Genomic DNA, 12,768 nt, shown 5'->3' with positions numbered 1-12,768 from the left:
CACATAACGACGGCGGTGCCCCGCACCGCCGTCGTTCCTCCATTTCTCAGAACGAAAGATACGGGAGCGATGAAACCGAATCTGACAACAACCCTGGTCGACGAGTTGCGCCGGCGGATTGTCGACGGCGAGATCGCCCCGGGCGACAAGCTGCCCAGTGAGAGCACGCTGATCGCCGAGCACGGGGTGAGCCGTACGGTGGTGCGCGAGGCCATCACGCGGCTGCAGGCCGAGGGGCTGGTGCATACCCGGCGCGGCAGCGGCAGCTTTGCCCTGACCCCGCCGGTGGAGCCGGACGCATCGCGGACCACCCGTCCGGTGCGGACCCTGCAGGATCGGCGCGCACTGGTGGAATTCCGCACCGGTGTGGAGAGCGAAGCCGCAGCCTTGGCCGCCGTCCGGCGGACCGATCATCAGGTGGCAGCCCTGCGCTCCGCAAACGCTGATTTCTCCCGTTCCGGCTCCAACCCGGCCGCGGCACTGGCCCACGACTTCGAGTTCCACCGGACCGTCGCCGAGGCCAGCGGCAACCCCTACCTGCAGGATGCGATTGCGGCGCTCGGTCCGGCCATGATTGCCATGCCCCGCTACCGGTTGGAGACCAGCGCGGACGAAGGCGAGACCACCCGTCTTGCCGAGGTAGCCGCCGAGCATGCGGCGGTGCTGTCCGCCGTCGAGTCCGGCGATGCGATGGCAGCCGCCGCCGCGATGCGCACCCACCTGGTCAACTCGCGGCACCGGCTGGAGCGCGAATCGGGACACTGACGCGGCCCGAAATCCTGGTGCCCATCTGCTGGGCCCGCCCCATCCTCCGCTCTTAGAAAGGCAGCCATGACAGGATCCGCCGGTTCCCCGGCCGAGGAGTTCGACGTCGTCCTGATTGGGGCGGGCATCATGAGCACCACGCTCGGCGCCCTACTCAACGAGCTGGAACCGACGTGGAGCATCGCCCTGCTCGAAGGACTGGGCGAGGCCGGGCTGGAAAGTTCCCATCCATGGAACAACGCCGGCACCGGCCACGCCGGCCTGTGCGAGTTCAACTACACGCCGCGGCGTCCGGATGGCAGCGTGGACCCTGGCAGCGCCATCAGCATCAATGAACAGTTCCAGGCCTCGCTGCAGTACTGGGCCCATCTGGTGGAAACCGGGCACCTCACGGAACCTGCGAGCTTCATCCGCACGGTGCCGCACTTCGGCTTCGCGCGCGGCGCTGACGGCGTGGACTATCTCCGCGCGCGGCACCGCGCATTGTCCGGCCACCCGCTGTTTGACGGCACCGTTTACAGCGACGTCCCGGAGCAGCTGGCCCAGTGGCTTCCGCTGATGTTCGCCGACCGCCAGTCCGGACCAGCGGTTGCGGTCACCCGAAATGCCGGCGGAACGGACGTGAACTACGGGGCCATCGCCGCCCGGCTGGCCACTGCCCTCTCCGAGAGCGGGTGCCTGGTGGGGTACCGCCACCGGGTGACCAATCTTCGGCAGGCGGGTCAGCACTGGATGCTCGACGTCGAGACCCCCTCCGGACACAGGCGCCTGCGGGCCAAGCACGTGTTCGTCGGTGCCGGCGGCGGGACGCTCCCGCTGCTCCAGAAGGCCGGAATCCCGGAGATCCGGGGCTACGCCGGCTTCCCCATCAGCGGCCGGTTCCTGCGCACCGACAATCCGGCGCTGGTGTCCCGGCACCGCGCCAAGGTCTACGGGCACGCGGCGTCCGGGACGCCGTCGGTGTCCGTGCCGCACCTGGATCTGCGGATCGTCGGCGGCCGGGAGTATCTGCTATTCGGCCCGTTCGCGGCCTTTTCGCCACGCTTCCTCAAGACGGGTGCCCTAAGCGACCTACCGCGTTCTGTCACTCCCGGGAACCTGGGTACGTTGCTATCGGCAGCCGGGACCAATGCGTCCCTGGTCAGCTACTTGGTCCGGCAGATCCTGCAGTCCGTCGACGGGCGACTGGCGGCATTGCGGGAGTTTGTTCCGCAAGCCGACGGGGCCGATTGGGAGTTGTTGACTGCGGGCCAACGCGTGCAGACCGTCAAGCGGGTGGGCGGCCACGGGTCGATCACAGGCTTTGGCACGGAAGTTGTTGTCAGCGCGGGCGGCACACTGGCTGGCCTGCTGGGTGCCTCGCCCGGCGCCTCGGCCTCGGTTTCGATCTTGCTGGAAGTCCTCCGCGCCTGCTTCCCGACGCGTTTCGAGGGTTGGCAGCGGACATTGCGCGGCTTGATGCCCGCACTGGACGGGCAGCGAGCGCCCTCGGGCTTCCGTTCCAGCGACAGCGAACGGGCCCGCCGCATTTTGGGGTTGGACGTCACCGCTGGACGCTGAGCCCGGCGGGGAGCTGAATCCGGACGGGCGCACCGCGGCGAACGCCGAAGCGGCAGCTGGCTGGTGCCTGCTGCCGCTTCGTGTATTTTCTTGTTGGAATGTCAGCCCGATGGGCTAGTCGGCGGCCTTCACTGCCAGCACCGGCCGGTCGGCCTGCAGCAGGATGCGCTGGGCGTGCGACCCCATGATGAACTTGCCTACCTGGCTGCGCTGGCGCAGGCCGATGACAATCAGGGAGACCTCGCGTTCGCGGGCCAGCTCAAGGATCTCCTCGGCCAGGTCGTCGCGGTGCGTCGGGCGCAACACTTCGGCGGTCACGCCGGCGGTCTCGGCTGCCGACTTCAGCCGCAGGATGTCGTTCTCGGAAGCGACGGTCTTGTCGACCAGGGCCCCTTCCCGGGTGGAGTTGACGATCAGCAACTCTTCGCCGCGGAGCTTGGCTTCCGCGATCCCGGCGGACACGGCCGCCTCGCCGACCGGGGTGGGTACATAACCGACCAGGATGCTCATACGTTCTCCTTAGATGTGGTGGGGGAAGAGGTCAGGGAGTTCTTCCGGCGATCCATGGCTGACTTGACCATTGGCCAGACGGCGACCAGCACGAAGACCACCAGCAACGTGGCGGAGATCGGGCGGCCCATGAATCCGGCGACATCGCCATCGAGCACTAGCAGCGAACGCCGCAGGCTCGACTCCAACAGGGCGCCCAACACGAAGGCCAGCACCAGCGGCCCGGGCTCGAAGCCGAACTTCTTCATCAGGTAGCCGACGGCGCCAAAGAGCACCACCAGCAGCACATCGAACATCGAGTTGCGGATGGTGTAGGCGCCCAGCAGGGTAATCAGGGCGGTAATCGGCGCCAGGATGGCGGCACGTACCCGCAGGATGCGGACGAAAAGACCGACCAGCGGAATGGACATGATCAGCAGCAGGATATTGCCGATGTACATGGAGTTGACCACACCCCAGAACAGGTCCGGGTTGTCGACCATCAGCTGCGGTCCCGGGGTTACGCCCTGGATGAGCAGTGCGCCGAAGATGATGGCCATGGTGGCGTTGGCGGGGATGCCCAAGGTCAGCAGCGGAATGAAGGAACTGGTGGCCGCGGCGTTGTTGGCGGTTTCGGGGCCGGCAACGCCTTCGACGGCGCCCTTGCCGAAACGCTCCGGGTTCTTGGCGCGCTTCTTCTCCACCGCATAGGCAGCGAGCGAGGAGATGGTGGCACCGCCGCCGGGCAGGATGCCCAGGAAGAAGCCCAGCACCGAGCCGCGCCCAATGGCACCGGCGGACTGCTTGAGGTCCTTCCTGGACGGCCACACGTTGGCCACGGTTGCCGGCGCCTGGGCCACGCGGTGGCGTTCTTCCAGGTTGTAGAGAATCTCTCCGACACCGAACAGGCCCATGGCCACCGGGACGAAGTCAATGCCGTCGGCCAGGCTCAGGTTGCCGAACGTGAAGCGTTCGGCGCCCGTGAAGACATCGCGTCCCACAGTGGCGAGCAACAAACCGAATGCGGCCGCAATCAGGGCCTTGATCTTGGCGCCGTTGCTGATGGTGGCCACCAGCAGAATGCCGACCAGGGCCAGTGCGGCGTACTCCGGGGGCCCGAAGTCGAGGGCGAAGCTGGCCACCAGCGGGGCCAGGAACGTCAGTCCGATGATGGCCACCGTGCCGCCGATGAAGGAGCCGATGGCTGCAATTCCCAGCGCTGTTCCGGCTTTGCCCTTTCGGGCAAGCTGGTAGCCGTCGAAAACGGTGACCACGGAACTGGCCTCGCCCGGCAGCCGCAGCAGCACCGAGGTGATGGTGCCGCCATACTGCGCACCGTAGAAGATGCCGGCCAGCATGATGATGGCGGTGACGGGCTCAATGCCGTACGTCAGCGGCAGCAGGATGGCGATGGTCGCTGCCGGACCGAGGCCCGGCAGGACGCCGATGAGCATGCCGATGACAACACCCAGCAGGCAGTACAGCAGGTTGGAGGGCATGAGGACGACGCCGAAGCCGTCGATGACCGGTTGCAGGAAATCCATGCGAAGACCTTTGGATCAGGGGGCAAGGGTGGGTCGAGGGTCCCACCGGCGGCTGCGAAGCCAACACGGCGGGAGCGCACAGCCCGCTAGAACAGGTGGGGAATCGAGGTTCCCAAGGCCAGGATGAAGATGCCGTAGAAGGCTGCGACAACCAGCAGGGAGTACAGGATGGCTCCGCGCCAGGTTTCCCCGCCGAGGAACTTCATCCAGACCAAGCAGAGAAGCAAGGCGGGGATCTCGAAACCGATGACCGGCATCAGCCAGACCATCGCCAACAGGGTCGCGAAACCGATGGCCGCCAGCCAGGACAGTTTGGAGAATTTCTCGCCGTCGCGGCCTCCGCGTCGCCCAACAATCAGTTGGGCGAGCGCGAGGACGGCGATGACCAGGCTGACCACGAACGGCCACATTCCGGGCCGGGGCTGGGAGGGAGTTCCCAGCCCCAGGCCGATCGACATGACGAGCCCCGCCACACCCAGCGCGAGCACCACGAGGGATGCGGCGAGGTTGGCAATCGGTCCTGCCGGCGGCGGGGCCTCGGCCTGCCATTGGGCGGCCAGTTGCTCCGGCGTCAGGTCGTCGTCGATGACGTCGACTGACTCACTGCCTTCTGCTGGCTTCTCGCGGTGGGGCGTCATGGTTAACTCGATTCGCTGTGAAGGCCGGTCGGCCTTACGTGGGTAGTGCTACTCGCCGGCCAGCGAGATGTCGTACTTCTCGGTGAGCTCCTTGTACTTGGCAGCCAAGTCGTTCCACTGCTGGACGACTTCCTCGCCGGAGATCTCCTTGGGGGTCAGCATGTTCTTCTCGTTGAACGCCTTGTAGGTGTCTGTGGCCTGGGCGGCCTCGACGGACGCAACCAGCTTCTCCTTCACATCCGCGGGCAGTCCCTTCGGCGCAGCCAGGGCGCGGTACTGGGACACCGGGACCTCGTAGCCCTCTTCAATGGCGGTGGGGACGTCCGGCAGGAAGGTGTTCCGCTCGTCGGAGAAGACGACGATCGGCTTGACGGTGCCGGCGTCGATCTGCGGCTTGGCTTCGCCGAGCTGGATGGTGGCCAATTGGACCTGGTTGCCCATGACCGCGGTCAGCGCGGGCGAACCCGAATCGAACGGCACCGCGGTGCCCTTGATTTCCGCCTGGGCGAACAGAATGGCCTGCGAAAGCTGCGAGCCGGTGCCCACGCCGGTGGTGCCGAAGGTCAGCTTCTTGGAGCTGTTCTTGATGTCGTCCAGGTTTTCAAAACCGGAGTCGGCGCTGGCCACCAGCACGTAGTCGTCCTGTGACAGACCCTTGATGACCTCCAGATCGTCCAGCGTGACGGCTTCTTCTTCAGACACCGCCAGCGGAGTGATGGTGATCAGCGAGGCATTCAGCAGGACGAGGTTCTGTCCATCAGGCTCCATTGCCGCGACTTCCTGGGTTGCCAGGGCGCCGTTGGCACCGGGCTTGTTCACCACCGGAACCGCGACGCCGAGTTCGTCCGCCATGCCTTCGGCCGCGGTGCGCGCGATCAGGTCAGTCGACCCGCCCGGAGCCTGGCCGACGGTCAGGGTGATCGGACCGGCGGGGAATTCTCCGCCGTCGGAGGCTGCGCCGCCCACGTTGCCGCCGCAAGCGGTCAACGCAAGCGCAGCAGAGGCAGCGGTCAGACCGAGGACGGTCCGGCGGATGGAGAGTGCTTTCACTTCGGGCTCCTTGCTCGATGAACAGCGATGTTCGACGGTTCTCAGCCGTGACACGGCTCATATGAAGCAGGTCACTCGTGGCTCGGTCATCGAGCTTAGAAAAAGACTATGATGCATGTCCAAGCCCATTCGTGCATTGAATGATACTTGAAAGGCATCATGTTCACTCTGGACCAGGCACGCAGTTTCATCGCGGTCGCCGAAGAACTGCATTTCGGAAGAGCCGCTGAGCGGCTGAGCATGACCCAGCCGCCACTGAGCCGGCAGATCCAGAAACTGGAGCGCAGTATTGGCGTGGAACTTCTGGAACGGGACAACCGCAAGGTAGCGCTGACCGCAGCCGGGCACGCCTTTCTCGCGGAGGCGCGGAAGCTAGTAGTGTCCGCCGACCGTGCGCCCCGAACGGCGCGCCGCATTGCTGCCGGCCGGGCAGGTGAAATACGCATTGGCTTCACGGCCGCCACCGCTTTCAGCCTGCTCGGCTCTTTGCTCGACGAAATTACACAGGAGCTGCCCGATGTCGACGTCGTACTCGAAGAACTGGTGACGGGAGAACAAATCCGGGCCATCATGGACGGCGACCTCGACCTGGGCCTGGCCCGACCGCCCTTTGATACGGACCTATTCGAATCGCACCTCCTGCTCTCGGAGAACCTCATGCTGGCGGTTCCCAGCGGACATCCTCTGGACCGGCTCGCCCGCCCGCTGGCCATGGCAGACCTGAAGGACGTTCCGCTGATCATGCATTCACCGATCAAGGCGCGCTATTTCTACGATCTGGTGGTGCGCCAGCTACCGATCGAGCACGGCAACGTGGTTCACACCGTCAGCCAGATCCTCACCATGGTGGCGCTGGTCGCGGCCGGCCGCGGGGTCGCCTTCGTGCCCGAGTCGGCCCAGCTGTTGGGCGTCGAGGGCGTCAGTTACTTGCACCTGCCCGGGCTGGCCCCGGACTCGGTGGAGCTGCACGCCATCTGGAGCCGGAACTCGCACAACCCTGCGCTACGCAGGATGCTGGACAGCGTCTGGACCAAAGCCGCCTAGCTGCGCCGGGACCCGAGACCGCGGCAGGGACCCCGCTGCGCAATACTCTTCGTGCATCAATCCATACAAAAGTGGGCTTGGACAGGCATCATCTGGGATTCCTAGGGTGGAACCAACGCAGTCAACCCCGCCGCTACCGGCACCATCGCAAAGGAAGATGCACGTGGCTCAGTACACGCCCCAAGAACTCGCAGACAAGCTCAAGGACGGGCTGCTGTCCTTCCCGGTCACTGCCTTTGACGCGGAACTGAACATTGACGAAGCTGCCTACCGTAAGCACTTGGAGTGGCAGTCCAGCTTCGATGTTGCCGGGCTGTTTGCCGCCGGCGGCACTGGCGAGGGCTTCAGCCTGACCCCGGCCGAGGCCGCCCGCGTGGTGCGCATGGCCGTGGAGGAAGCCGGCAGCCGGGTTCCCGTGCTTGCCTCCGCCGGCGGCTCCACCGCCCAGGCGATCCAGAACGCCAAGGACGCCGAGGCTGCTGGCGCCGAAGGGCTGCTGCTGCTGCCGCCGTACCTGACCGAATGCGATCAGGCCGGCCTGCTGGCCCACGTGTCCGCCGTCTGCGCCGCCACCAACGTTGGTGTCATCGTCTACAACCGCGCCAACGCCATCTACTCCGCGGACACCGTGGCCGCACTGGCCGACCGGCACCCGAACTTCATCGGGTTCAAGGACGCCCTGGGCGACATTGAACACCTCACCAAGGTGTACGCCAAGAACGGCGACCGGCTGTTCTACCTGGGCGGCCTGCCAACCGCGGAGACCTTCGCCCTGCCGCTGCTGCAGCTGGGCATGAGCACCTACTCCTCCGCCATGTACAACTTCGTGCCGGAGTTCGCACTGGACTTCTACCGCGACGTCCGCAATCAGGACCGCGATGCCGTGACCGAGAAGCTCAACCGCTTCGTCCTTCCGTACCTGGAGATCCGCGACCGGGTCAAGGGCTATGGTGTCTCCATCGTCAAGGGCGGCCTGAAGGCCGTCGGCCGCGACGGTGGCCTGGTCCGTCCGCCGCTGCAGGACTTGACCGAGCAGGACATCGCCGACCTGTCGTCCCTGATCGACGCGGCCGGCATCCGCCCGGCGGACGCTGCCCTGCAGAACGCCTAGCGTTCGCCGCCTGCCCCGGCTTCACTTAACTCAGCACGGGGACCCCGGGCGGCTCCCTTGGCCCAACGCGGTCGCCCGAGACGGGCGGCTCCCTTGGCCCAACGCGGTCGCCCGAGACGGGCGGCCGCGTTCCGGCCCTCAGCCACCGTCGACCATCCGCAGTACAGAAGCAGTAAAGAAGGAGCACCCGATGCCCACCACTCAGACAACTCTGACAGGCCATTCGATCATCGCCGGTGAATCCGTCACCGGCACCGGCGGTACCGTCAACGGCTTCGACCCCGCCACCAACGAAACGCTCGAACCGGCCTACAGCCTGATTGATGCAGCCCAGCTCGCCACCGCCACGGCCGCGGCCGCGGCCGAGGAAGCCTTCGATTCCTTCAGCTCGCTGGATCCGGAAACACACGCCGCATTTCTCGAGAAGATCGCCGACAACATCGAAGCCGTCGGTGAAGAGCTGGTTGAGCGGGCGATGGCCGAAACCGGGCTCCCCGCTGCCCGGCTGAACGGTGAACGCGGCCGCACCACAGGCCAACTGCGTCTCTTTGCGTCGGTAGTGCGCCAGGGCGACCACCGCGGTGTCCGCATTGACCCGGCCCAGCCGGACCGCCAGCCGATGCCGCGCGCCGACATCCGTCAGCGCAAGGTTCCGGTTGGCCCGGTCGCCGTCTTTGGCGCCAGCAACTTCCCGCTGGCCTTCTCCACCGCCGGCGGCGACACCGCCTCGGCTTTGGCGGCGGGCTGCCCGGTGGTCTTCAAAGCCCACAACTCCCACCCGGGCACCAGCGAAATCGTCGGCCATGCCATTGCCGACGCAGTGCGCGACTGCGGCCTGCACCCGGGTGTGTTCTCGCTGATCTACGGTCCCGGAGCCAGCATCGGCCAGGCGCTGGTCTCCGACCCGGCGATCAAGGCCGTCGGCTTCACCGGCTCCCGCTCCGGCGGCACCGCCCTGGTGGCCACCGCCGCCGCCCGCCCGGAACCGATCCCGGTCTACGCCGAGATGAGCTCGATCAATCCGGTGTTCTTCTTCGACGGCGCACTCAAGGGCGACCTGGACGCGCTGGCCGCAGCCTACGTCGGCTCGGTCACCGGCTCCAGCGGCCAGCTCTGCACCGCGCCGGGCCTGGTCTTCGTCCCCGCCGGCGAAACCGGCGATGCCTTCGCCGCTGCCGTGAACCGCGCCATGGCCCCGTCCGCCGGACAAACCATGCTGACCCGCGGCATCGCTGAGTCCTGGACCGCCGGCGTCGATTCGCTGGGCAAGCAGGATGGTGTGGAGCTGGTGGCCCGCGGCCAGGACGGAGCCACGCAGAACGCCCCGGCCCCGGCCGTGTTCGGCACCGACGTCCCCACGTTCCTCTCCAACAACGTGCTGCACGAGGAAATCTTCGGCGCGGCATCGCTGATGGTCCGCTACACCTCCACGGACGACCTGCTCGCGGCCGCCAAGCGGCTGGAAGGCCAGCTGACCGCCACCCTGCACATGACCGATGAGGACCAGGCCACGGTCGCCCCGCTCCTGCCGGTCCTGGAGCGCAAGGCAGGCCGCATCCTGGCCAACGGCTGGCCGACCGGCGTCGAAGTGGGACACGCCATGGTCCACGGCGGGCCGTTCCCGGCAACCTCGGACACCCGCACGACGTCGGTGGGCACCTTGGCGATCGAACGGTTCCTCCGCCCGGTGGCGTACCAGAACATCCCGGACGCCCTGCTGCCGGCCCCGCTGCAGCAGTCCAACCCGTGGCAGCTCAACCGGCGCATCGACGGCACCATCGAACGCGCAGGAGAGTAAAGCATGAGCAACCAACCCACGATTGCCGCCGTCGAGGTCGTCCCGGTCGCCGGGCATGACTCGATGCTGCTGAACCTCTCCGGCGCCCACGGTCCGTTCTTCACCCGGAACGTGGTCATCGTGACCGATTCCGACGGCCGCACCGGCCTGGGCGAAGTCCCCGGCGGCGAGAAGATCCGCGCCACCATCGAGGACGCCGGCGCCATGATCACCGGCCGCCCGGTGGCCCGTTTCCGTGGCCTGCTGCGTGAAATCGCCGCTGCCTTCGCCGACCGCGACTCCGGCGGCCGCGGCCTGCAGACCTTCGACCTGCGCACCACCGTGCACGCCGTGACCGCCATCGAATCGGCGCTGCTGGATCTGCACGGCCAGTTCCTGGGCGTGCCCGTGGCCGAACTGCTCGGCGACGGGCGGCAGCGCGACGCGGTGCCGATGCTCGGCTACCTGTTCTACGTGGGCAACCCCGACGCCACCGACCTGCCGTACCTGCGCGAACCGCACGGCGCGGACGACTGGGAACGCGTCCGCCGGGAAGAGGCGATGACGCCGGAGGCGGTGGTCCGCCTGGCCGAGGCCGCGCAGGCCCGTTACGGCTTCCAGGACTTCAAGCTCAAGGGCGGCGTCCAGGCCGGCGATCTGGAAGTGGACGCGGTCACCGCGCTCAAGCAGCGCTTTCCGGACGCGCGCATCACGCTGGATCCGAACGGCGGCTGGCTGCTGCAGGACGCCATCCGGCTGGGCAAGCGGATGCAGGGTGTGGTGGCGTACGCCGAAGACCCGTGCGGCGCCGAAGGCAAGTTCTCCGGCCGCGAGGTGATGGCGGAGTTCCGCCGGGCCACCGGCCTGCAGACCGCCACGAACATGATTGCCACCGACTGGCGCGAAATGGCCCACGCGGTGCGCACCAACGCCGTCGACATCCCGCTGGCCGATCCACACTTCTGGACCATGGCCGGCTCCGTCCGGGTGGCACAGTTGTGCAACGAGTTCGGCCTGACCTGGGGCTCGCATTCGAACAACCACTTCGACATCTCGCTGGCCATGTTCACGCAGGTTGGCGCGGCTGCCCCGGGCGAGATCACCGCACTGGACACGCACTGGATCTGGCAGGACGGCCAAGGCCTGACCAAGCAGCCGCTGCAGATCCGCGACGGGGAGATCGAGGTCCCGCAGACCCCGGGCCTGGGCGTCGAACTGGATCGCGATCGGCTGGCCGAAGCGAACGCGCTCTACCTGGAGCACGGCCTCGGCGCGCGCGATGACGCCGTCTCCATGCAGTACCTGGTGCAGGGTTGGGAATTTGATCCCAAACGCCCCTGCTTGGTCCGCTAGGACCTTCCGCCCGCTTCGCATACCGCGGGGCGGGCGGATTTTTCCGTTCTACCGTGCAAGGCTCTGTCCGGTCGGCCACTCCTGGCCGGCCGGACATTGACGTGATGTGAAGGAGGTTCCGTGGAAGGAGTGCTGCTCGGCTTCGGCATAGTGCTGGTGATCGTGGCGGTGGGCTTCGCGGCCGCCGCCATCTTGCCGCAAAAGGCGCCGGAGATGCAGCGCGGGCTCACGCCGGTAATTTTCTATATCACGAATCCGGCGCTGATGCTGGTGTTGCTCGCGGACACGGACCTCGCGTCGGTGATCGGCGTCTACACCCCGATTGCCTTGATCACGGCGGCTGTTGCCGGCACGGTCTACGCACTGTTCAGCCGCTTCGCGCTGCGGCGCTCAGCCGCACAAACGGCCGGCGGCGCCATGGCCTCCACCTACGTGAACGCAGGGAACATCGGCGTGCCCATCGCCCTCTACGCGGTGGGCAGCGCAGACCCGGTGGTCTCGGTGCTGCTGGCCCAACTGCTGGTCATCGCGCCGATCTACTTGTCCATTTTCGCTTGGTGCCAACGGAAGGCCGCGGCCGCCCAGCCGGTGTCTTCCGACGGCGCTGCTCCCGCCACTGTCCCGCTGTGGCGCACCGTGGTGAGGTCCATCCTCAACCCCGTTACCGTTGCCACCGCCGTCGGCGCGCTGATGTCGTTGACCGGGCTGCACCTTCCGGAGGTGCTCTGGACACCGATTGAAATGGTGGGCAACGCTTCCATCCCCCTGCTGCTAATGCTGTTCGGCATGAGCCTGTACGGGCAGAAGCCCCTGACCCAGCGGAGCCTGCGCGCGGACGTGGCGCTGGGCACCACCGTGAAGCTGATCCTGATGCCGGTTCTCGCCTGGGTGGTTGGGCACTTCATCTTCCAACTGGACGGCGTGCCCCTGCTGGGAGTGGTGGTCATGGCCGCCTTGCCCACGGCGCAAAACGTGTTCCTGTTCGCCAGCCAGTTCAGAATGCGGTCCACACTGGTGCGGGACATCATCTTCCTCAGCTCAATACTCTCGCTTCCCGCCGTCCTGCTTGTTGCCCTGCTGCTGGGCTAACTCGGCGCCGGAGGGCCGCTCTCAGGCGGCCGACGGGCAGCCGACAGGCATTTGTCCACCGTTCGCCTTCAAGTCCAGGGCGAGATCCAGGTGGAGGCCCTCCTTCGAGGCCAAGGTGTCCTCCAGATACTCCGCCAGCCCACGTTCGGTGACTAGACGGAGATCAGCGATCATCTCCCCTTGCAGCACCGCCTGCATGCTGCTGATGTGTAGCGGGATGAAACTGGCTCTCCGCGTTTCGTGGTGAATTCCACTGCTGCGATGCATGATCAGGCCGCCGTTCTGACGGCGCTTCTGAGCATAATACGAGTACGATAATTGGCGCCATTGACGAATCCGCGGCCGGTT

At 66.7% G+C, this 12,768-nt stretch carries 11 protein-coding genes and 1 pseudogene; 7 read left to right on the top strand and 5 right to left on the bottom strand.

Features of this window, described 5'->3' with window-relative positions; translation table 11 throughout:
* The first annotated feature begins 69 nt into the window (after positions 1 to 69).
* Together E4J89_RS11300 and mqo are read left to right on the top strand one after the other, a co-directional pair.
* Positions 70 to 765 (top strand): FadR/GntR family transcriptional regulator, encoded by a 696-nt coding sequence (locus E4J89_RS11300; RefSeq protein ID WP_136786252.1) that lies wholly within the window; start codon positions 70 to 72, stop codon positions 763 to 765.
* 66 nt (positions 766 to 831) lie between these two features.
* Positions 832 to 2,325, top strand: coding sequence for a malate dehydrogenase (quinone) (mqo, locus tag E4J89_RS11295; protein ID WP_136786251.1), 1,494 nt, complete (start codon positions 832 to 834; stop codon positions 2,323 to 2,325).
* A 114-nt stretch (positions 2,326 to 2,439) separates the two neighbouring features.
* Here mqo and E4J89_RS11290 read toward each other — a convergent pair whose 3' ends face one another.
* The 4 genes from E4J89_RS11290 to E4J89_RS11275 all read right to left on the bottom strand — a co-directional run bounded on the left by E4J89_RS11290 (position 2,440) and on the right by E4J89_RS11275 (position 6,046).
* Positions 2,440 to 2,835 (bottom strand): universal stress protein, encoded by a 396-nt coding sequence (locus E4J89_RS11290; RefSeq protein ID WP_136786250.1) that lies wholly within the window; start codon positions 2,833 to 2,835, stop codon positions 2,440 to 2,442.
* Positions 2,832 to 4,358 carry a tripartite tricarboxylate transporter permease gene (locus E4J89_RS11285; protein WP_136786249.1) on the bottom strand — a complete coding sequence of 509 codons (1,527 nt, stop codon included), beginning with the start codon at positions 4,356 to 4,358 and terminating at the stop codon, positions 2,832 to 2,834. The genes E4J89_RS11290 and E4J89_RS11285 overlap by 4 nt, the downstream gene beginning before the upstream one ends.
* 86 nt (positions 4,359 to 4,444) lie before the next feature.
* A complete protein-coding gene (locus E4J89_RS11280; RefSeq protein ID WP_136786248.1) occupies positions 4,445 to 4,996 on the bottom strand; it encodes a tripartite tricarboxylate transporter TctB family protein in 552 nt (183 codons plus the stop codon).
* A gap of 48 nt (positions 4,997 to 5,044) precedes the next feature.
* Complete coding sequence (locus E4J89_RS11275; protein ID WP_136786247.1) at positions 5,045 to 6,046, bottom strand: tripartite tricarboxylate transporter substrate binding protein; 1,002 nt, start codon at positions 6,044 to 6,046, stop codon at positions 5,045 to 5,047.
* A 159-nt stretch (positions 6,047 to 6,205) separates the two neighbouring features.
* Here E4J89_RS11275 and E4J89_RS11270 point away from each other — a divergent pair, with 159 nt between their 5' ends.
* From E4J89_RS11270 to E4J89_RS11250, 5 genes are all read left to right on the top strand, one after another.
* Positions 6,206 to 7,090 (top strand): LysR family transcriptional regulator, encoded by an 885-nt coding sequence (locus E4J89_RS11270; protein WP_136786246.1) that lies wholly within the window; start codon positions 6,206 to 6,208, stop codon positions 7,088 to 7,090.
* Positions 7,091 to 7,253: 163 nt separating this feature from the next.
* A complete protein-coding gene (gene kdgD, locus E4J89_RS11265) occupies positions 7,254 to 8,201 on the top strand; it encodes a 5-dehydro-4-deoxyglucarate dehydratase (RefSeq protein ID WP_136786245.1) in 948 nt (315 codons plus the stop codon).
* A 190-nt stretch (positions 8,202 to 8,391) separates the two neighbouring features.
* Positions 8,392 to 9,999, top strand: coding sequence for an aldehyde dehydrogenase (NADP(+)) (locus E4J89_RS11260; protein ID WP_136786244.1), 1,608 nt, complete (start codon positions 8,392 to 8,394; stop codon positions 9,997 to 9,999).
* 3 nt (positions 10,000 to 10,002) lie between these two features.
* Positions 10,003 to 11,331, top strand: coding sequence for an enolase C-terminal domain-like protein (locus E4J89_RS11255; protein WP_136786243.1), 1,329 nt, complete (start codon positions 10,003 to 10,005; stop codon positions 11,329 to 11,331).
* Between the two features lie 120 nt (positions 11,332 to 11,451).
* Positions 11,452 to 12,420 carry an AEC family transporter gene (locus E4J89_RS11250; RefSeq protein ID WP_136786242.1) on the top strand — a complete coding sequence of 323 codons (969 nt, stop codon included), beginning with the start codon at positions 11,452 to 11,454 and terminating at the stop codon, positions 12,418 to 12,420.
* Positions 12,421 to 12,441: 21 nt separating this feature from the next.
* On the opposite strand, the pseudogene E4J89_RS19565 reads toward E4J89_RS11250, so the two are convergent.
* Positions 12,442 to 12,768: pseudogene (locus tag E4J89_RS19565) on the bottom strand (hypothetical protein); the annotation flags it as partial.

Source organism: Arthrobacter sp. CAU 1506, from assembly GCF_005047635.1.
Taxonomy (GTDB): domain Bacteria; phylum Actinomycetota; class Actinomycetes; order Actinomycetales; family Micrococcaceae; genus Crystallibacter.
This window is presented reverse-complemented; position numbering and strand designations above follow the sequence as displayed.

Coding starts and splice junctions, on each gene's coding strand:
- E4J89_RS11290 (WP_136786250.1), bottom strand. CDS start 2,835: ATGAGCATCCTGGTCGGTTATGTACCCACCCCGGTCGGCGAGGCGGCC.
- E4J89_RS11280 (WP_136786248.1), bottom strand. CDS start 4,996: ATGACGCCCCACCGCGAGAAGCCAGCAGAAGGCAGTGAGTCAGTCGAC.
- E4J89_RS11255 (WP_136786243.1), top strand. CDS start 10,003: ATGAGCAACCAACCCACGATTGCCGCCGTCGAGGTCGTCCCGGTCGCC.
- E4J89_RS11260 (WP_136786244.1), top strand. CDS start 8,392: ATGCCCACCACTCAGACAACTCTGACAGGCCATTCGATCATCGCCGGT.
- E4J89_RS11300 (WP_136786252.1), top strand. CDS start 70: ATGAAACCGAATCTGACAACAACCCTGGTCGACGAGTTGCGCCGGCGG.
- E4J89_RS11285 (WP_136786249.1), bottom strand. CDS start 4,358: ATGGATTTCCTGCAACCGGTCATCGACGGCTTCGGCGTCGTCCTCATG.
- mqo (WP_136786251.1), top strand. CDS start 832: ATGACAGGATCCGCCGGTTCCCCGGCCGAGGAGTTCGACGTCGTCCTG.
- E4J89_RS11270 (WP_136786246.1), top strand. CDS start 6,206: ATGTTCACTCTGGACCAGGCACGCAGTTTCATCGCGGTCGCCGAAGAA.